This window comes from Streptosporangium pseudovulgare (genome assembly GCF_014648055.1).
GTDB classification, from domain to species: domain Bacteria; phylum Actinomycetota; class Actinomycetes; order Streptosporangiales; family Streptosporangiaceae; genus Streptosporangium; species Streptosporangium pseudovulgare.
Genome location: NZ_BMQJ01000007.1, coordinates 300,196 through 319,570, shown reverse-complemented (window position 1 = coordinate 319,570; position 19,375 = coordinate 300,196). Strand labels below are relative to the sequence as shown.

General features: G+C 73.6%; 17 protein-coding genes. 11 read left to right on the top strand and 6 right to left on the bottom strand.

What is annotated here, in order from left to right:
• The first annotated feature begins 6 nt into the window (after positions 1–6).
• On the top strand, positions 7–375 hold the full coding sequence (locus tag IEZ10_RS16650; protein WP_189247407.1) for an STAS domain-containing protein: 369 nt from the start codon (positions 7–9) through the stop codon (positions 373–375).
• A gap of 108 nt (positions 376–483) precedes the next feature.
• Here the strand turns inward: IEZ10_RS16650 and IEZ10_RS16645 are convergent, their stop codons facing one another.
• Positions 484–1,473 carry an SCO6745 family protein gene (locus IEZ10_RS16645; protein WP_229811335.1) on the bottom strand — a complete coding sequence of 330 codons (990 nt, stop codon included), beginning with the start codon at positions 1,471–1,473 and terminating at the stop codon, positions 484–486.
• 110 nt (positions 1,474–1,583) lie between these two features.
• Between IEZ10_RS16645 and IEZ10_RS16640 the strand changes: the two genes are divergently transcribed.
• The 3 genes from IEZ10_RS16640 to IEZ10_RS16630 all read left to right on the top strand — a co-directional run bounded on the left by IEZ10_RS16640 (position 1,584) and on the right by IEZ10_RS16630 (position 4,433).
• A complete protein-coding gene (locus IEZ10_RS16640; protein ID WP_189247406.1) occupies positions 1,584–2,540 on the top strand; it encodes a TIGR03885 family FMN-dependent LLM class oxidoreductase in 957 nt (318 codons plus the stop codon).
• Positions 2,541–2,915: 375 nt separating this feature from the next.
• Complete coding sequence (locus IEZ10_RS16635) at positions 2,916–3,647, top strand: ATP-binding protein (protein WP_189247405.1); 732 nt, start codon at positions 2,916–2,918, stop codon at positions 3,645–3,647.
• A gap of 327 nt (positions 3,648–3,974) precedes the next feature.
• On the top strand, positions 3,975–4,433 hold the full coding sequence (locus tag IEZ10_RS16630) for a DNA-binding protein (protein ID WP_189247404.1): 459 nt from the start codon (positions 3,975–3,977) through the stop codon (positions 4,431–4,433).
• A 40-nt stretch (positions 4,434–4,473) separates the two neighbouring features.
• Here IEZ10_RS16630 and IEZ10_RS16625 read toward each other — a convergent pair whose 3' ends face one another.
• Entirely contained in the window at positions 4,474–5,046 is a 573-nt protein-coding gene (locus tag IEZ10_RS16625) for a PadR family transcriptional regulator (protein WP_229811334.1), read from the bottom strand.
• A gap of 62 nt (positions 5,047–5,108) precedes the next feature.
• Between IEZ10_RS16625 and IEZ10_RS16620 the strand changes: the two genes are divergently transcribed.
• The 3 genes from IEZ10_RS16620 to IEZ10_RS16610 all read left to right on the top strand — a co-directional run bounded on the left by IEZ10_RS16620 (position 5,109) and on the right by IEZ10_RS16610 (position 9,126).
• Complete coding sequence (locus IEZ10_RS16620) at positions 5,109–6,290, top strand: FAD-dependent oxidoreductase (protein WP_189247403.1); 1,182 nt, start codon at positions 5,109–5,111, stop codon at positions 6,288–6,290.
• A 129-nt stretch (positions 6,291–6,419) separates the two neighbouring features.
• Positions 6,420–7,910 (top strand): amidohydrolase family protein, encoded by a 1,491-nt coding sequence (locus tag IEZ10_RS16615; RefSeq protein WP_229811333.1) that lies wholly within the window; start codon positions 6,420–6,422, stop codon positions 7,908–7,910.
• Between the two features lie 34 nt (positions 7,911–7,944).
• On the top strand, positions 7,945–9,126 hold the full coding sequence (locus tag IEZ10_RS16610) for a M20 metallopeptidase family protein (RefSeq protein WP_229811332.1): 1,182 nt from the start codon (positions 7,945–7,947) through the stop codon (positions 9,124–9,126).
• A 47-nt stretch (positions 9,127–9,173) separates the two neighbouring features.
• On the opposite strand, the gene IEZ10_RS16605 is transcribed toward IEZ10_RS16610, so the two are convergent.
• Entirely contained in the window at positions 9,174–11,438 is a 2,265-nt protein-coding gene (locus IEZ10_RS16605; RefSeq protein WP_189247402.1) for a serine/threonine-protein kinase, read from the bottom strand.
• Between the two features lie 378 nt (positions 11,439–11,816).
• On the opposite strand from IEZ10_RS16605, the gene IEZ10_RS16600 reads away from it, so the two are divergent.
• Positions 11,817–12,671 (top strand): PHP domain-containing protein, encoded by an 855-nt coding sequence (locus IEZ10_RS16600; protein ID WP_189247401.1) that lies wholly within the window; start codon positions 11,817–11,819, stop codon positions 12,669–12,671.
• Between the two features lie 144 nt (positions 12,672–12,815).
• Here IEZ10_RS16600 and IEZ10_RS16595 read toward each other — a convergent pair whose 3' ends face one another.
• From IEZ10_RS16595 to IEZ10_RS16585, 3 genes are all read right to left on the bottom strand, one after another.
• Positions 12,816–13,715: a phosphotransferase family protein gene (locus IEZ10_RS16595; protein ID WP_229811331.1), complete on the bottom strand. Its 900-nt coding sequence runs from the start codon at positions 13,713–13,715 to the stop codon at positions 12,816–12,818.
• A gap of 222 nt (positions 13,716–13,937) precedes the next feature.
• The gene (locus IEZ10_RS16590) at positions 13,938–14,912 is read right to left on the bottom strand and encodes a D-isomer specific 2-hydroxyacid dehydrogenase family protein (RefSeq protein WP_189247399.1); all 975 of its coding nucleotides are present in this window, start codon (positions 14,910–14,912) and stop codon (positions 13,938–13,940) included.
• A gap of 176 nt (positions 14,913–15,088) precedes the next feature.
• Complete coding sequence (locus tag IEZ10_RS16585; RefSeq protein WP_189247398.1) at positions 15,089–15,517, bottom strand: ATP-binding protein; 429 nt, start codon at positions 15,515–15,517, stop codon at positions 15,089–15,091.
• Between the two features lie 644 nt (positions 15,518–16,161).
• Between IEZ10_RS16585 and IEZ10_RS16580 the strand changes: the two genes are divergently transcribed.
• From IEZ10_RS16580 to IEZ10_RS16570, 3 genes are all read left to right on the top strand, one after another.
• Positions 16,162–17,307 carry an ROK family protein gene (locus tag IEZ10_RS16580; RefSeq protein WP_189247397.1) on the top strand — a complete coding sequence of 382 codons (1,146 nt, stop codon included), beginning with the start codon at positions 16,162–16,164 and terminating at the stop codon, positions 17,305–17,307.
• Positions 17,308–17,513: 206 nt separating this feature from the next.
• On the top strand, positions 17,514–18,476 hold the full coding sequence (locus tag IEZ10_RS16575; RefSeq protein ID WP_189247396.1) for an ABC transporter permease: 963 nt from the start codon (positions 17,514–17,516) through the stop codon (positions 18,474–18,476).
• 11 nt (positions 18,477–18,487) lie between these two features.
• On the top strand, positions 18,488–19,354 hold the full coding sequence (locus IEZ10_RS16570; RefSeq protein ID WP_189247395.1) for a carbohydrate ABC transporter permease: 867 nt from the start codon (positions 18,488–18,490) through the stop codon (positions 19,352–19,354).
• The last annotated feature ends 21 nt before the right edge of the window (positions 19,355–19,375 follow it).

Here is a 19,375-nt window from a genome sequence, read left to right as displayed (position 1 = left end):
GAGTGGATGACGATGAGTAGAGAGCTGTTCGTCGACATCGCCCACCATCATGACGCGGACTGCGCCGTGGTCACCGTCACCGGCGACATCGACCGGACCTCCAGCCCGCTGCTCAGGGGCGCCGTGGACCGCCTGGTCTCCGGCGGGCAGGCGCACATCGTCATCGACGTCAAGGGCGTCACCTTCTGCGACTCCACCGGCCTGCGGACCTTCCTGAGCGGGATGACCGCGACCTTCGAGGCGGGCGGCTGGCTGCGGCTGGCCGGGGTGGGCGGCCACCTGGAGCGGTTGTTGCAGATCACCGACCTCCATTCCTTCTTCATCATCGACCCGGACGTCGCCGGTTCCCTGGCGAGCGCGCGGACCCGCGGCTGACGGCCCCGGCCGCGGCCCGGGAGGGGGCGCCGCGCCCGGCGCCACGGGTCGGGCCATCACGGAGCCGGGTGCCGCGGATCCGGGCGTTGCAGGTCAGGGCGTCATGGATCAGGGCGTCACGGGGCCGCCGGTGAGGCCGTCCACCGGCTCGGGCGGCCACGGCATGCCGACCGGGTTCGGCACCGGGAACACGCCCGACTCCATCACCGCGTTCGCCAGCGGCCACAGCAGCCGGGCGAGCGTGGCGGTGGACTCCTCGCCCAGCGCCCGCCAGGGGCCGGCGGCGGCCTCGTCGGTCAGCCGTTCGATCCGGTCGCGCTCCCGCGCGCCCTCCCCGGTCAGGCGGCCCGCGCCGTCCAGCCATCCCCGCGCGCGCAGGGAGCCGAGCGCCGCGTCCCACTCGGCCTCGTCCCACTTCCGGGCCAGGCGGAGCCCGTCCGCGCCGGTCTCGGCGGCTGCGATCTTGAGCAGGTGGGCCTCGACGGGGGAGACGCCGCAGGCGACGAGGACGGCGACGTGCCCGTCACCGCGGTGCTCGCGCAGCGTGGTCGCCGCCTGCCACAGCCGCAGATACGGTTCCGCCGGTTCGGGAAGGGCCTGGTTCGCCGCGGCGAGCACCCGCCCGGCGGTGTCGGCGCGGCGGGCAGCCTCCCAGGCGAGCGAACCGGCCTTCTCCAGGACGTCCGGCAGCGGATCCGCCTGCTCCGGGACATCCGCCGGCGAGCCCGCCTTCTCCGGGGCGTCCGGCAGCGAACCGGCTCCTTCCGGGGAGCCCGGCGCCACCGCGTCCGCGAGCAGTCGCCGCAGGGCGGCCCCGGCCCCGTCGAGACGCGCCCGGAGCACGGCCTCCGGGGACGCGAACCCCCAGGCGTCCGGCAGCGCCCGCGCCACCCGGGCGGGCGGGAAACCGTGGAAGGCGGCGGTGACCACCTCCGGGCCCACCGTGCCGAGCGGAGCCGCCCGGGTCGCGAAGTATCCCATCCAGAACCCGCGCATTCCGGCCGCGTCGGCCGCCGCCCGCGCCTCCGGCGCGAAGTAGGTGACGGCGTGCAGGGGTTCCAGCAACTGCCACATCATCCGGGGTACGTTCGAGCCCACTCCCGGCTCCCTCCTCGTCGAAGATCCTCCGTCCACCAGCATGCGCGACCGGCGCGGGACCGTCACGCGCGGTTCCGCGTGAACTGTCCGGGTTCGGGTAGCCGGGCGCCATGGCGACCTATGGCTTCCACTCATCACACGAGCAGATCCATCCGGCCGAGCTGCTGAAGGCGGTGACGCGGGCCGAGCAGGCCGGGTTCGCGGCGGCGATGTCCTCGGACCATTTCTCGCCCTGGAGCACCCGGCAGGGCCACTCCGGTTTCGCCTGGTCCTGGCTGGGCGCCGCCCTGCAGGCCACGAGCCTGCCGTTCGGCGTGGTCAACGCTCCCGGCCAGCGCTACCATCCGGCGATCATCGCCCAGGCGATCGGCACCCTGGGGGCGATGTTCCCCGGGCGGTTCTGGGCGGCGCTGGGCACCGGCGAGGCGAGCAACGAGCACATCACCGGCGACCGCTGGCCGCGCAAGGACGTCCGTACGGCGCGGCTGCGGGAGTGCGTCGACGTCATCCGGGCGCTGCTGGCGGGCGAGGAGGTCAGTCATGACGGCCTGGTCACCGTGGACCGGGCCCGGCTGTGGACCAGGCCGGAGGTCCCGCCGGAGCTGTTCGGGGCGGCGGTGAGCGCGCGGACCGCCCGCTGGTGCGCGGAGTGGGCCGACGGGCTGATCACGGTGAACGGCCCCGTGGAGACGCTGCGCGAGGTCCTCGGCGCCTACCGCGACGCCGGGGGGAAGGGCAAGGCGGTCCTGCAGGTCCACCTGAGCTGGGCCGAAAATGAGGACGAGGCGCTGGCGACCGCCCACGACCAGTGGCGGAGCAACGTCTTCGGTCCCCCGGCGAGCTGGGACATCGACACCGCCGAGCTGTTCGACATGATCACCGCCGACGTGCCGCCGTCGAAGGTGACCGAGTCGGTCAACGTCTCGGCGGACCTGGGATGGCACGCGGCCCGGATCGGCGAGTACGTGGAGCTGGGCTTCGACGAGATCTATCTGCACCACGTGGGCCAGGAGCAGGAGGCGTTCATCGACGCCTTCGGGGCGAAGGTCCTGCCGCAGCTTCCCTGAGCCCGCGGGTTTCCCGGAACCCGCCGGACCCCCTGAGCCTGCGGGCTCCGCCGGACCCGCCCGTGCCGGGTCCGCTCGCCGGTCGCGGGCGGGTCCGGCGAAACCTCGGCGGTGCTCGGGCGACGGGCTCGGTGGGCCCGGCGGTGGTCAGGCGACGGGCTCGGCGGCCCGGGTGGTCCGGTGACGCGGCTCGGCGGCCCGGCGTGGAAAGGTCCGTCGGCCCGGCGGCTCGGCGTGGAAAGGCCCGGCGATTCGCCGAAGGTTCGGTGAGGAAAGGAGACCCGGACGAAACAGTTGTGTCGCAATCAGTTCACATAACCCGGTCATCTCCTCTACATTGGATTGTGGGAGCGCTCCCATACAGAGGAGAAGCAGGTGACCCTCCAGCCCAGCTCGTGCGTCGAGCCGCTCGGCCCGGCGTCCGCTCACGGACCCGCCGCCCACACCGTGACCCCCCGGGCGGCGTCCGCCCACGTCGCGCCCACCGCACTCGCCCCTGCCGCGCCCGCGTACACCGCGTCCGTCCACGGCGCGTCCGTCCATGCCGCGTCCCTCCATGCCACGTCCGTCCACGCCGCGTCCGCGCACGCCGTGCCGGTCCGCGCGGCGTCCGGGCATGCCGTACCCGCGCCTGTCGTGCCCGCGCCCGCGGTCTCCGCCGGCACGGTGTTCACCCGCACGGCCGAGCGTCTACTGCCCGCGACCCCCGCCAGCGTGCGCGACGCGCGTTCCCTGGTGCGGGACGAGCTCGCCCTGTCCGGGGCCGGGGACCTGGTGGACGACTGCGTGCTCGTCGTCAGTGAGCTGGTCACCAACGCCGTCCGGCACGGCGGCGCGGCGTGCGCGCTCAGGCTGCGCTGCGGCGCCGGCCACGTGTACGGCGAACTGTTCGACCCGGGGGCCGGGGCGCCCCGGGTGTGCGAGGCCGATGACGAGGCCACCGGCGGGCGTGGCCTGCAGATCGTCGGCGTCCTGACCGACGGCTGGGGCGTCACCTGGCCGGCCGCCGGCGGGAAGATCGTCTGGTTCGTCTTCGGCGCGCCCGTCCCGCATCCGAGGACCCCCGGTGCCCCGGCCGCCGGAAACGGGCTGAACCGCACGGCGTGACGGGCGGGTCGAGGCGCGGGGCCGTACGGCGTGGCGGACGCGTGTCGGGGCGGGTGGAGTCGTGCGGCGTGGCGGATGCGTGCCGGGGCGGGTGGAGTCGTGCGGCGCGGCGGGTGGAGTCGTGTGGCGCGGCGGATGCGTGCCGGGGCGGGTGGAGTCGTGCGGTGTGACGGGTGGCACGTCAGGGGAAGTGTCACGTGACCGGCCGACCGGGGCGGCGATCCACGCGGAGCGGTGGTGGAGAGCGCCGAACCGTCACCCTCTTTTGAACATTTCGTTTACATCAATCCGTTGACAACGCGGTGTTGTCAGGATCATGCTGGTCGCATGTCTTCCGATACCGACCAGCCATCGCAGTCACTCGACCCCTTCACGCCCCCCGACCCGGGGCAGGCGCGGGCGCACCGCGTGTACGCCGCGCTGTCGCACATCGCCGACCGGCACGCCGCCACCGAGGAGCAGCGCTCCCGGCAGGTCCACCCGTCGGTGCTCGGCCCGCACGAGGCCGTCAGGCTCGTCTCGTTCCTCGCCGCGGGCTCCGCCCTGCCGGAGGAGGGCGAGCCGGAGGTGGACAACACCGACATCACCGCCGCCCTGACCCTCATCCCGCTGGCCCGCGCGGAGATGGACCAGCTGGAGGCGGGGCTCCTGCAGATGGCCCGGGGTCGCGGTCTCACCTGGCAGGAGATCGCCTTCGGGCTGGGGCTGGGCACCTCCCAGGCGGCCCGGCAGCGCTACGAGCGCCTGGCCGGCCGGATCGCCGCCGAGACGGGCGGCTCCGGCTGACCTCCGGCCGCGGGGCCGCCCGCCGGGCCGTGCCGGTCGGCTAGGGGAGCCGGTAGTCCCAGGTGAGGCGGCCCGATCGGAGGTCCTCGGCGAGGCCGCGGACGTAGCCGAGCTCCGCGGTGAGCGCGGTCCGCTGGTACTCGCTCTCCACGAGGAAGACGCGTTCCAGGAAGGCCGCCCCCTCGGCCAGCTCCTGCTCCAGCGAGGCCAGCCGGGACTCCAGGGACGCGACCCGCTCCTCCAGCGCCGCGCGGACCTCGTCGGGTTCCAGCGCCGGCAGGAAGGCCAGGGCCGCGGGGAACTCGGGGAACTCCCGGGCGGGGGCGGAGAGCATCTCCCGCATCCACCGCCGCAGCGTCTCGTGGCCCTCGCCGGTCGGCTCGTAGACGGTCCGCTCGGGACGGTTCTCCTCGCGCGAGGTCTCCCGGACCGCGATGAGCCCGGCGCGCAGCAGCCGGTCGATCGTCTGGTAGACGCTGTTGCGCTGCGCGACGTTGACCACGTCGTCCTTGTGCCGCTCCTTGATCAGCTGCTGCATCCGGTAGGCGTGCATCGGCGTCTCGCTGACCAGGGAGAGCAGTGCCATGGCCAGGGGAGATCGCCTCGTCGACATGTCTGCCATCGTAACGGCGGTCACCCCTGGTCCTTGATAGTCATATTATGTATATTCATGATATGACCCAAAAAGCTCTGATCATCGGCGGGGGCATCGCCGGTCCGGTGACGGCCATGGCCCTGCGGCGCGCCGGCATCGACGGCGAGGTGTTCGAGGCGTACGACCGCGGCTCCGAAGGCGTGGGCGCCTTCCTCACGCTCGCGGCCAACGGGATGGAGGCGCTGCGCCTGCTCGGCCTGCACGACCTCGTCCGCGACCTGGGCATGGACTCGCCGCGGATGGAGATCCTCAACCGGCGCGGCAGGCGGCTCGCCGTCCAGCGTCAGCCCTCCCGGACGATCCGGCGCGCCGACCTCTACCGGGCGCTGCGCGACGAGGCCGTACGGCGCGGCGTGCCGATCCACTACGGCAGACGCCTCACCGACGCCTCGGCGACCCCGGACGGCGTGCGGGCGGTCTTCGCGGACGGGAGCACGGCCGAGGGCGACCTGCTGATCGGCGCCGACGGCCTGCGCTCGCGCACCCGGACGATCATCGACCCCGGCGCGCCGCGGGCCCGGCACGTCGGCCTGCTGAACACCGGCGGCTTCGCCCGCGGCGTCACGGTGCCGGGCGTCCCCGGGACGAGCTACTTCATCTTCGGCAGGAGGTGCTTCTTCGGCTACCTGATCCACCCCGACGGCGAGGTGTGGTGGTTCGCCAACCCGGCGAGCCCCACGGAGCCGACCCCGGAGGAACTGGCCGCGATCGACCCGGAGCGGTGGCGGGCCGGGCTGCTGGAGCTGTTCGAGGGCGACACCGGGCCGATGGCCGACGTCATCGGCGCGACCCGCCACCTCCTGGGCCCCTGGAACACCTACGACTTCCCGACCGTGCCGACGTGGTTCAACGACCGCATGGTGCTCCTGGGCGACGCCGCGCACGCGACCTCGCCCTCCTCGGGCCAGGGCGCGTCCATGGCCATCGAGGACGCGGTGGTGCTGGCCAGGTGCCTGCGCGACGTGCCCGGTACGCGCGAGGCGTTCGCCGTCTTCGAACGGCTGCGGCGCGAGCGGGTGGAGAAGGTCGTGGCCCAGGGGAGGCGCAACGGCAGCGGCAAGGCCCCGGGACCCGCCGGCGCGTTCCTCCGCGACCTCGTGCTGCCGACGATCATGCGGCAGGTGGAGAAGAAGGACATGCTGGCCTGGATGTACGACTACCGCCTCTCCTGGGACGACCCGGTGACCGCGCCGTCCCGCTGAGCGCCCGCCGGTTCCGTGCCGGGGCTCCGCCGGACCCGCCCGTCCGGCCTACCCGGCCGTACGACCGGGGCGCCCGGCCGGTGCCCACAATGGTGGGAGAGCGGCCGTGAGGCGGGCGGAGGTGGTCCGATGGCCGGCCTGGAGGACCTGCGGCGGGCGATCGGGGAGATCCCGCTGGTGGACCACCACGTCCACGGGGTGCTGGTCCGCGACCTGTCGCGGCGGGAGTTCGAGGAGGCGCTCACCGAGTCGGACCGGCCGGTGCCCGCCTGGGCGACCCAGTTCGACTCCCAGCTCGGCTTCGCCGTCCTCCGCCACTGCGCGCCCGTGCTCGGCCTCGATCCGCATCCCGAACCGGACGCCTACCTCGCCCGCCGCGCCGAGCTGGGCGCCGAGGAGGCCGGCCGGCGGCTGCTCGCCGCCGCCGGGGTGGGCCGCTTCCTGGTGGAGACCGGCCACCGGGCCGGTGAACTGCTGGGACCGTCCGGGATGTCCGCCCTGACCGGCCGGCCCGCCGACGAGATCGTCCGGCTGGAGGCGGTCGCCGAGCGGGTCGCCGCCGAGGGCGTCGGCGCCGCGGCCTTCGCCGCCGCCTTCGAGGCGGCCCTGTGGGAGCGCAGCCGTACGGCGCGCGGCCTGAAGACCGTCGCCGCCTACCGCTGCGGCCTCGACTTCGACCCCGCCCCGCCCTCTCCGGGGGAGGTGACGGCGGCGGCCGGCCGCTGGCTGCGGCGGGTCGAGCGGACCGGCGGGACCCGCCTGGACGACCCGGTGCTGGTACGCCACCTCGTCTGGACGGGCGTCGGGCGCGGGCTGCCGCTGCAGTTCCACACCGGGTACGGTGACCCCGACCTCGACCTCCGCCGAGCCGATCCGCTGCTGCTGCGCGGCTTCGCGGAACTGGCCGAGCCGCGCGGGATCCCGCTGCTCCTGCTGCACTGCTACCCGTTCCATCGCGGCGCGGGCTTCCTGGCGCAGGCGTACCCGCACGTCTTCTTCGACGTCGGGCTGGGCGTGCACCACACCGGGGCGCGGGCGGCGGCCGTCGTGGCGGAGAGCCTGGAGCTCGCGCCGTTCGCCAAGATCCTCTTCTCCTCCGACGCCTGCGGGCCCGCCGAGCTGCACCACCTGGGCGCCCTGCTGTGGCGGCGGGCGATGACCCGGGTCCTCGGCGGCTTCGTGGCCGAGGGGGAGTGGAGCGCGGAGCAGGCGGTGCGGGTGGCCACGATGATCGGCGCGGAGAACGCCCGCCGGGTCTACGGGCTGGGGGACGGCGACTCGGACGGGTTCGGGGACGGGCCGGGCGGCGGCTCAGGCGGGTCCGGTGACGGGCCGGGCGGCGACTCGGGCGGGTCCGGGGACGGGCCGGGCGGCGACTCGGGCGGGTCCGGTGACGGGCCGGACGGGGAGCGGCCTGATCGGGGACGCGGTCCGGAGACCGGACCCCGCGGGAGCGGTGTGACCCGGGAAACGGCGCGGGCCGCATCATCCGTGTCTCGTGGGGAAGCGGAACAACTATTAGCGGACTTAACGGACTTATCGCCTGTCTATCTCGGGGAGGAAGCATGTACGGCACCCACGCCCATCGGCCCGCGGGAAGCCCGGAGGGAAGCGGGGTGACCGGCTCCCATCGTCCCGGCGCCGGGGAGGCCAAGTGAAGGACGTCCACGAGCGGCTGTACGCCGCGCTTCACGACGAACTCCCCGCCGCCTACGAGCTGCGGAGGGAACTGCACGCCGAGCCGTACCTCGCGGGCACCGAGGAGCCGACGCTCAAACGGATGCTCGACGCGCTGCCCGGGGACGGCGTCCTGGAGCGGGTGGCCGGAACCGGCGCGATGCTCCGCGTCGGCGAGGGCGGCCCGGCCATCGGCGTGCGCGGCGAGCTGGACGCCCTGCCGATCACCGAGGAGACGGGCGTCCCCTGGGCCTCGCGCAACGGCGCCATGCACGCCTGCGGCCACGACGTCCACCTCGCCGCGCTGGCCGCGCTGACCAGGGCCGTCGACCGCGTACGGCCGGAGACCCCGATGGTCGCGGTCCTGCAGCCGCGCGAGGAGACCCACCCCTCGGGGGCGCTCGACATCGTCAAGTCCGGCGCGCTCGGACGGCACCGGGTCGGCGCGATGATCGCCGCGCACGTCCAGCCGGTGCTCGCCACCGGCCAGACCGCCTGCACGTCCGGCGCGGTCAACGCCTCCGCCGACGAGTTCACCCTCACCGTGCGGGGCCGTGGCGCCCACGCCGCCTACCCCCAGCTCGGCCGGGACCCCGTCCTGGCGCTGTCCCAGATCGTCGTGGCCGCGCAGCAACTCGTCAGCCGGGACGCCGACCCCATGGTGCCGACCGTCATCACCTTCGGGACGGTGAGCGCCGGCACCGCCCCCAACGCCATCCCCGGCCGGGCCGTCGCCAGGGGAACGCTCCGCGCGATGTCGGAGACCTGGCGCTGGCGGCTGCAGGACCGGTTCCGTGAGATCGCCGAGGGGATGGCCCGCGCCCACGGCTGCGAGGCGGAGGTGTGGATCGCGCTGGGCGAGCCGCCGCTGGTCAACGACGAACGCCTGGCCGACGAGACGGCCCGGCTGCTCACCGAAACCGCCTGGCACACGCCCGCCATCCTGCGCTCCTGCGGGGCCGACGACTTCGCCCACTTCGCGTCGGCCGTGCCGTCGCTGATGCTCTTCGTGGGCACCGACACGGTGTCGGGGTTGCACACCCCGACGTTCCTGCCGGGGGACGAGACGGTCAGGGCGGTGGCCGAGAGTCTGCTGGCCGCCTACCTCGCCGCGGCCCGCGTCGTCGCCACCGGCGGGAACCGGCCCGCCCGGAGGTGACCGCCGGGTGATGGCGCACCGGGCCCGAAGACGGCGTGGGGCGGCCGTCAGCCCAGCCTGAAGGTGCTCGCGAACGCGTTGATGTACGAGGCGGTGCCGGACCGCTCCGCGGGGGTGGAGAACCAGAACATCCCGGCGCCGCCGCCGTCGCGGACCACGCACCGGGCGTAGAAACGGTGGATCTGCTTCGGCGACCCCTTGCGCGCGAAACGGAACTCCAGTTCGGCGCCCTTCCCCCCGGGGAAGGCGACCGGGCCCTTCCGTAACTCCCGGTAGGAGCCGCGCGCCATCAGCAGCGGCTTCAGCCCGTCACGCAGCTCGGCGAGGATGCGTTCCGGGGAGCGTTTCTCCTTCTTCTTCGGGTCGGCGAGGACGCCCAGGAGGCGGACGGAGACGCCCTTACCCTTGCCGGACACCCAGCCCACCTGGCTCTTCCGCACCTCCCGGTGCCAGCCCTCGGGAACGGCCAGGGAGAAGCGGTGCCTGCCGTCCCGGTAGAGGCGGAAACCCGGCGGCGGCGTGGCGGGGGAGGCGATGGCGGGTTCCCCGGCGGAGTTCCGGTCCCCGGTGGGACCCGGACCCGGGCTCGGGTTCCCGGCCGGACCGGCCGTCCCGTTCGGGGCGGGGCTCGTGGCGGGTCCGGCCGTCCCGTTCGGGTCCGGCCCGGGTGTACGGCTCGCCGCGGCCTCCGGGGCCCGGCCGGTGGCCGGTCCGGACGTCGGGACGGTGGACATCACCGACCCCTCGGCGACGGCGGACGTCCGGCCGGTGCCCGCACCGGGGGCGTCCCGCTGGGCCACCGCGACCACCGCGATCGTCACCATGGTCGCCAGCAGGGCGGCGCCCGTCGCCACGGACACCCGGGCGCGCATTCGCGCGGTCCCGGCCGCCGCCGACATCAGGGAGCGCCGCAGCGCCGTCCCCTCGGAGAGCAGGGCGCGCGACCACGCCGCCACCGCCGGCAGCGGCTCGCGCAGCCGCTCCGGCGCCGTCGCCGTCAGCGCCCGCAGGTATCCCGTGCCCGCCGCCGCGGTCCTCCGCGTCCGCGATCCCACCGTCGTCACCCAGGAACGCGACCCGGAGGCGGTGGCCCAGGAACGCGACCTCGGGACGGCGGCCCGGTCCCGCGGCTCCGCGCCGCTCCGGTCCCGTGATCCATCGATGCCCGGGTCCCGTGGTTTCCCGGTGTCCGGACTCCGCGGCTCCGCGTCGCGCCGGTCCTGCGGCTCCGCGGCGGCCTGCCGGGCGGTCGACCCCGGTTCGCCCGCCGCCGCGTCCCGCCGGGCGGCCGCCCGCTTGTCCGGCTGAGACTCCGGCGCGCCCGTCCACGAGTCGGGTCCGCCCGCCTGCGTGGCCGGGATGTCGTCCGTCGCCGGGCTCCGGCCGGGACCCGCCGCATGATCCGGGGCCACCGTACGGTCTGGGGCCTGCGCCGCGCCGGGCCGTACGGCCGGACCGGGGCCGGGCGCCGGGGACGGGACGGCCGGACCGGTCCCGGCGACCGGCGCGAGGAGGGCGAGCGCCTCGGCCGCGGTCAGCCGCTCGGCCGGATCCTTACGGAGCAGTCCCTCGATGACCGGACGCAGCCGGCCCGCGTGCTCGGCCGGGTCCGGGAGCCCGTTGATGATCGCCGCGATCGTGGCGGCCGTGCTTCCCCGGGCGAACGGTTTGCGGCCCTCCACCGCCTCGTACAGCGTCACGCCCACGGCCCACAGGTCGGTGGCGGCGGAGGCCGGACGGCCCGCGAAGCGCTCGGGCGCCAGGTAGGGGATCGTGCCGAGGAGCCGGCCGGTGCCGGTCAGGTCGGTGTGGTCGTCGTCGGTGGCCGAGATCCCGAAGTCGGTCAGCACGGCCTGGCCGTTCCCCAGGAGGATGTTGGCGGGCTTGACGTCACGGTGCACGATCCCCGCAGCCTCGGCCGCGACCAGCGCGGCGATCACCTGCCGCCCGATCGCGGCGACCTCGGCCTCGGGCAGCCGCCGCCGGGCCCGGATCGCCCCGGCCAGGGACGACCCCTCGACCAGGGCCATGATGATCCACGGACGGCCGTCCTCCTCGACCACGTCGTAGACGGTCACGATGCCGGGGTGGTCACGCAGCGCGGCGGCCGTACGGGCCTCCCGGAGGGTGCGCCGCAGCCGCTCCTCGCGGTCCCGCTCGGACAGGTGGGCGGGCAGCGAGACCTCCTTGACCGCCACGCTCTGGTGCAGCAGCTCGTCCCGGGCCCGCCAGACGACGCCCATGCCGCCCGCGCCGAGCGGGGCCAGCAGCCGGTAACGGCCCGCCAGCGAACGCGAACCGCCCTCCGGCATGTGAGGACCGGTCTCCTGCGTGCGAGAGCCGGTCTCCGGCACGTGGGGACCGGTCTCCTGCACGTGAAAGCCGGTCTCCGGCATGTGAGGATCGCCTGGCTGAGGGCCGCCCGGCGCTTCAGGGCCGTCCGGCGCGCCGTCGGCGTCCGGCGTATGAGATCCGTCCGGCACGTGGGAGCCGTCCGGCACGTGGGAGCCGGTCGGCATGTCGGGGCCGTCCGGCACATGGGAGCCGTCCGGCGCATGAGAGAGGCCGCTCGTTTCGCCGTGTCCGATCCGCATCCCGGTCCACTGCCCGATCTACGCGTCTTCTCCCTTATCCGGGACGCATTGATTGCCCATGGCGCATCGTCCGCGGATCACTGGGAAGCTGGCGGTATGCGCATCGACCTGCACACCCACTCCACCGCCAGCGACGGCACCGACTCCCCGGCGGAGCTGATGGCCGCGGCCGCCGCGGCCGGGCTGGACGTGGTGGCGATCACCGACCACGACACCACGGCCGGGTGGGACGCCGCCGCGGCCGCGCTGCCCGCCGGGCTGACGTTGGTGCGCGGCGCCGAGCTGTCGGGACGGTGGTACGGCACGGAGCCGACGATGGGGCTGCACCTGCTGGCCTATCTGTTCGACCCCGCGTACGAGCCGCTGGCCGCGGAGCTGGCCGGGGTGCGCCGCTCCCGGGAGCGCCGGGCCGAGAGGACCGTCGAGCTGCTGAACGCCGACGGCATCGACGTGACCGTCCCCGAGGTGCGCCGGTACGCGGCGGGCGGCACGGTCGGCCGCCCCCACCTGGCGCAGGCACTCGTCCGGCGCCGCCTGGTCAGGAACGTGGACGAGGCGTTCCGGCCCGAGTGGCTGGGCCGCCGCTACCGCCTGCCCAAGGACGACATCGACGTGTTCACCGCGGTCCGGCTGGTGCGCGAGGCCGGCGGGGTGTCGGTGCTGGCGCACCCGAAGGCGGAGGTCCGGGGCCACGCCCTCCCCGACGCGCTCATCGCGAGCCTCGCCGAGGCGGGCCTGTGGGGCGTCGAGGCCGACCACACCGAGCACGTCGAGGCCGATCGGGCGAACGTCCGCGCCCTCGCCCGTGACCTGGGTCTGCGGGTCACCGGCTCCAGCGACTACCACGGCACCAACAAGACCGTACGGCTCGGCGCCTGCGTCACCGACCCGCTCGTCTACCGGGAGCTGGTCGACGCCGCGACCGGCGCCGCACCCGTCACCGGGCCGTGAACCATGCCGGATCGTGAATACCACCGGGCCGTGAACCGCGCCGGGCCGTATCCGTCACCGGGCCGTGAACCGCGCCGAGCTGTGAACCGCGCCGGGTCATGAACCGGACCGGCGACCACGGCTGAACGCGGGAAGAGCCACGTCCTAAACCGGGAAGAGCCACGTCATCGCGGCGATGCTCTTGTCGGCGTACACCTTCTGTCCGGGCTCCAGGCCGTAGGCCAGATCCTCCAGGGCGCCGCACCTGGCGTAGAAGACGGCCCGCTCGCGCAGGGACGCGGGCTCGGCACCGCCGTGGTAGCGGCCGATTGCCGCGTCGAGGGCGGAGGGGCCGAGGTCGCGGTACAGCAGGCCGAAGTCGTAGGCCGGATCGGTGATCGCCGCGTCACCCCAGTCGATGACGCCGGTCACCCGCCCGGTGTCGGGGTCGACGAGGACGTGCTCGACGCCCAGGTCGTTGTGGGAGAACACCGGCTCCCACCCACCCGTCGGCGGCGGCGGCGCGGCCAGGAACGCCTCCACGGCACGGCGGTGCGCCGCCGGCACCTGCCCGGAGACCGCCTCGTAGATCTCCACGGCCTCTCGCAGCCACTCCTCCGGCGGGAAGTCGTCCCGCTCCACCAGGTCCGCCAGCCGCTCGGCCGGTACGGCGTGCAGCGCGGTGAGCAGCCCGCCGAGCACCGCGGCGACCGACGGGCCGTACGCCTCCCGCGCCGGGCCGGGCAGGTGCAGCAGGGGCCGGCCCGGCAGCTTGGCATAGGCCAGGCAGCCTCGGCCAGGATCGGCGAACATCGGCTCGGGGACGGGCAGCGGTGATATCTCCGCGACGGCGGTGAGCAGGCGGGACTCATGTTCCACCAGCGCGGCCCGTTCGGCGGGGTCGTCCTGAAGGCTGAAGCGGACGATCAGCTCACCGTCCACCTCGTAGGCGACGTTGTCCTGCCCCGCGCCGCTCCGCACGACCGTGCCGGCGCGGTGGCTGGGCAGGTGCGCGGCGACCGCGGCGCGGACGTCGCCGACGCCGTGGCCGTTCTGTCCGTCCACTGTGACACCGTGCCTTCCGTGAGAGCCTTCCATGAGCGGAGCGGCGCGCTCGGCCTCACGGCGCCCAAGATCAAACAGAGGCTGGGAGAGTACCGCGAGCCGAGCGGATACCGCCACCGGGTGCCGGGGCCGCCCCTTCGCGACCGAAGACGCGGTCCCGGAGACCCCGCCGTGCGGCCGAAGACGCGGTCCGGGAGACCCCGCCGTGCGCCCGGCGCGGGGTCAGTAGCCCGCGTCGGGATCGATCATGCCTTCCAGAGGCCGACCGGCCAGCAGGTTGCGCACGTTGCGCTCGACCCGCTCGCTGAGCACCCGGGTGGTGTAGTCGGCGGAGTCGGCGCTGTGCGAGGTGATGAGCACCCGGGGGTCGTCCCACAGCGGATGCCCCTCGGGCAGCGGCTCGGGGTCCGTCACGTCCAGCCCGGCGGCGGAGATCGTCCCGGAGCGGAGGGCCTCGACCAGCGCGCCGGTCCGGATGTGCTCGCCCCGGGCGACGTTGACCACGACGGCGTGCCGCGGCAGCAGCGCCAGCTCGGCGGCGTCGACGACGTACCGCGTCTCGGGTGTCAGGGCCAGGGCGAGCACCAGGACGTCGGTGTCGCCGAGCACGTCGTGCAGGGCCGAGGACGGCAGCGTCTCCTCGGCGCCCTCGACCTTGTCCGGCCGGCGGCGGAGCACCCGGACGCGGCAGCCGAACGGCGCGAGCAGGCGGACCAGCTCCGTGGCGATGCCCCCGCCGCCGAGGATCGTCACCCGGCGGCCGTGCAGGGAACGCGGGTCCGCCGAGCACCAGCGGGGCGTGCGGGCCTGCCGTACGACGCTGCGCAGGCAGGCCAGCGTCAGCAACAGCGCGTGCTCGGCGACCTGCCCGGCGAACGACCCCTTGGCGCAGGTGAAGGTCTGCGGCCGGCGGAGGATCCCGGCCTCGGCGAACTTCTCCACGCCCGCCCAGGGGAACTGCACCCACCCGATCCCGGGATGGTCGTCCAGCATCCGCGCCAGCCCGTCCGGGTCGCCCGGCACCAGCCACACGAGCCCGTTGGCCTCGGCGGGCGGGACGTTGGAACCGCCTCCGGCGGTCACGGCCTCGGCGACCCGGGCGCGCAGGTGGTCGAGGGCGGGGGAGTTGGCGCGGTCACCTGCCCCTTCCGCCTCCGAATCGGACGGCGGTGCTATCGCGATGCGGGCTTCTTCCATGGAGGGACATTCTTCCGCGCCCCGTCCACCGGGCGGCCTCCGGGGGCGGTCAGGGCGGTCAGGGCGGTCGCGCGCGGGCCGGTGGCGGTCACGCGGGCCGGTCCGCATCCGGCGCGGTCGGGGCGGTCGGGGCGGTCAGGTACGGGTCCGCCCGTGGCCGGGCATGGTCCGGCCGGTCACACGTGGGCCGGTTCACGGTCGTTCTCGGCCATCTGGAACCACACCACCCGCCCGGCCTGGTCGTCACGCCAGCCCCACGCGGTGGACAGCTCCCGCACCAGCCACAGCCCCCGGCCGCCGCCGCAGTCGGCCTGGACGTCCGTCCTGAGCTCGGGGGCGGTGCCCGGCGATCCCTCATCGATCACGTCGATCAGGATCGTCCCGTCCCGGCTCATGATGATCAGAGTGACCTTCCCGTCGGGCTGGCGGCCGGAGTCGGAGTGCCGTACCGCGTTGGTCACCAGCTCGGTGACGAGGAGGAGCGCGTCGTCCGTACGGGGATGGCCCGCGGCCTCCAGGAGGTCACGGACGTACCGCCGGGCCTGCGGAACGGACGCGGCGTCTCCTGGAAGTGCGATGTGCCCCAGCAGCTCGGATCCCTTCACGAAATCACCGTCCCCGCAATGAGCCGGGTCATGTCTTCCAGACGGCTCTCATCATGTGAATGTGGTCACGTAATCTCGGGGGAAACCCCGGTCGAAGCGGTGTCCTCGCTGGTCGGAGGAGGTGCGGGTGGCGGCGGGAGCGGTCCGCGGGCCGGCTCCGCGATCTCCGGCAAGCTTTGACCAAAGGGCCCTTGCTGTGTTGATGGCGACGCTGTGTTGATGGCGACGCTGCGCGTCGCGGCTCGGGGGCTTTTGCCCGGTGTCTTCCCTCGTCACTCCGTCGCTCCGCTCCTCCGCTCCTCAGTCCAGACACCGGCGCCCCCTCGCGGGTTCATGGCGACGCTGCGCGTCGCGGCTCGGGGGCTTTTGCCCGGTGTCTTCCCTCGTCACTCCGTCGCTCCGCTCCTGCGTTCCTCAGTCCAGACACCGGCGCCCCCTCGCGGGTTCATGGCGACGCTGCGCGTCGCGGCTCGGGGGCTCTTGCCCGGTGTCTTCCCTCGTCACTCCGTCGCTCCGCTCCTGCGTTCCTCAGTCCAGACACCGGCGCCCCCTCGCGGCTTTCCTCGGTCCAGACACCGGCGCCCCCGAGCGGGCCGGGGGAATTCCGTTTTATTCAAGGATCTTGTCAAAGTAGGATCGAGGGTATGAGACAGGTGAGCGGGGACGCGTCCGTCCTGAGAAGACTCAACTCCGACGCGATCCTGCGCATCCTGCGCGGCCGGGAGCTCGCCACCCTGACGGAGCTGGCCGCCGCCGCCGGCGTGTCCAGGCCCACGGCCGAGGGGATCGTCGAGGACCTGCTGGCCGACGGCTGGGTCGAGGAATACGCCGAGGACGAGCGCGCCGACCGCCAGCGCGGCCGTCCGGCCCGGCGCTTCCGGTTCCGCGCCTCCTCCGGGCACGTGGCCGGCGTCCACATCGACAGCTCCAACCTCCAGGTCATGGTCTGCGACCTGGGAGGGGAGGTCAGGGCGGTGCGCAGGCGGCCGCTGCCCGTCGACACCCCGGTGCCCGACCGGCTGTCCGCCGTCGCCGAGCTGATCCGGTTGGCCGCCGCCGACGCCGGGCTCGCCGTCGCCGAGCTGACGGCCGTGGGTGTGGGCACCACCGGCGTGGTCGACGGCGAGGGCCGCGTGGTCAAGAGCATCGTGCTGCCCGGCTGGACCGGGCTGCACCTGCACGCCGAGCTGTCCGCTCGGCTCCCGGCGCCGGTGGTCGTCGAGAACGACATGCGCCTGGCCGTCACGGCCGAGCACTGGCGCGGGGCGGCCCGGGGCTGCGACGACGTGGTCTACCTCTTCGCCGCCGACCGGATCGGCATGGGCCTGCTCATCGGCGGCCGGGTGCACCGGGGCGCCCACGCCGCCTCGGGTGAGATCGGCTCCCAGCCCAACGACAACTGGTCGGCCTTCCGCCACGTGATGGACTACTCGATGGCGGTGGAGCCCGGTGAGCTGCGGGGCGGCCGGCAGAGCGCGGAGTTCGCCGTCGGCCGGGCGCGCGCGGGCGACGAGAAGGCCCGCCTGGCGGTCAGGGAGTTCGGGCGCGCCCTGGCGGCCGGCCTGCTCACCGTGGTCAACCCGCTCGACCCGGAGATGGTGATCATCGGGGGTGACCTCTCCTCCGCGGGCGACCTGCTGGTGGAGCCGATCCAGGAGTCGCTGGACGAGCACTGCCTGTACCCGCCGCGGGCCGTCGTCTCCGGGCTCGGCGGCGAGTGCATCGCCGTGGGCGCCGTACGGCTGGCACTCGATCACGCCGAGCGGCTGCTGTTTACGCTCCCCGCTTGAATATTCCATCCGGAGCCGGGGCGATCCGGCCGTGACGCCGTTCCCCTAGGTCAGGCATGCCTGAGAGCGGCCGGACCGCCGTAACTCTTGGGTCACGGCCGGATCGCCGCCGCGCATCGATTGCTCGTTCCTGCGCTATTTACTCTAGTTGTTTGCATAAATGGGCGCTAGCCTCCAGGGAATTCGTTCTGACCTGGAGGTGAGACGTGGTCGTATCCACGGCGGCCCCCGCGGCGGAGGTCCAGGTGGGCGCCCGCCCTCAGCGCCGGACCCTCCGCGATCGGCTGAAACGCGACTGGACGCTGCTGCTCCTGTGCCTGCCGGGCGTGCTGTACTTCGTCGTCTTCTTCTACGTCCCCCTGCTGGGGAACGTGATCGCGTTCAAGGACTACGCGCCGTTCCTGGGGATCGAGGGAAGCCCGTGGGTGGGGCTGGAGAACTTCGTGATGCTCCTGGAGGAGCCGGAGTTCTGGACCGCCGTGGGCAACACCCTGCAGATCACCGCGCTCCAGCTCCTGCTCTACTTCCCCGCCCCGATCGCCTTGGCGCTGCTGCTGAACTCCCTGGTCGGCAACCGGGTCAAGCGCCTCGTCCAGACCGTCGTCTACCTTCCGCACTTCCTGTCGTGGGTGGTCGTGGTCGCGATGTTCCAGCAGGTCATCGGCGGCGCCGGCACGATCACCACGTTCCTGGCCGCGCACGACGTCACCATCGGCAACCTGATGGCCGACCCGGGACTGTTCAAGCTCATGGCCACCGCGCAGGTGATCTGGAAGGACACCGGCTGGGGGACCATCATCTTCCTGGCCGCCATCACCGCGATCGACGTGAGCCAGTACGAGGCCGCCGCGATCGACGGGGCCGACTGGAAGCGCCGGCTGTGGCACGTGACGCTGCCCGGCATCCGGCCCGTGATCATCATGCTGCTGATCCTGCGGCTGGGCGACATCCTGTCGGTCGGCTTCGAGCAGATGGTGCTCCAGCGTGACGCCGTCGGCGCCGAGGCGTCCGAGGTGATCGACACCTACATCTACTACCACGGTGTCATCAACGGCGACTGGGGGATGAGCACCGCCGCCGGCCTGATGAAGGGCCTCATCGGCGCCGCCCTGATCTACGCCGCGAACAAGCTCGCCCACCGCTTCGGAGAGCAGGGGATCTACCGATGAGGCCGCCGTGGATGGAACGCCCGACCGTCGCGGGCCGCGCGCTGAAGACCGCCGCGCTGACCGCGATCGTGCTGGCCGTGCTGTACCCGTTCGGTCTGGCCGTGGGCACCAGCCTCACCGGGCGCGCGGAGAGCGTCGCCAACGGCGGCGGCTACGTGCTTCTCCCCGCCCACCCGACGCTGGAGGCGTACCGGCTGATCCTGTCCGGCGGAGCGGTGACCCGGGCCGTGCTGACCAGCGTCGGCATCACCCTCTGCGGCACCGCGCTGAGCCTGCTGTGCACGGTCTTCCTCGGCTACGCGCTGTCGCGCCGGGGCATGCTCGGCGGCAAGCCGATCCTCATGATGGTGCTGGCCACCTTCCTGTTCACCCCCGGCATGATCCCGACCTACCTGATGGTCAAAGAACTGGGCATGCTGAACACCTACCAGTCGGTGATCGTGCCGGTCCTGGTGAACGCCTTCAACGTGGTCGTGGTCCGCGCCTTCTTCCAGGGGCTGCCCGACGAGCTGTTCGAGGCGGCACGCATGGACGGCGCCGGCGAGTGGCGGATGATGTGGCGGATCGCGATCCCGCTGTCCAAGGCGGTGATCGCGGTGGTCGGCCTCTTCTACGCCGTCGGCTACTGGAACAGCTGGTTCAGCGCGCTCCTCTACATCGACGACCACGACAAGCACCCGATCCAGCTCGTCCTGCGCCAGTACATCTTCCGCGGCGGAGCCGCACAGGGCACCGACGTGGCGATCGTCCGCGACCTGCCCACGGCCTCGGTCCAGATGGCCGTGCTCGTCATCGCCCTGGTGCCGATCCTCCTCGCCTACCCCTTCCTCCAGAAGTACTTCACCAAGGGCGTCCTCACCGGCGCCATCAAGGGCTGAGAACCACCCCCCAGGAGAGAC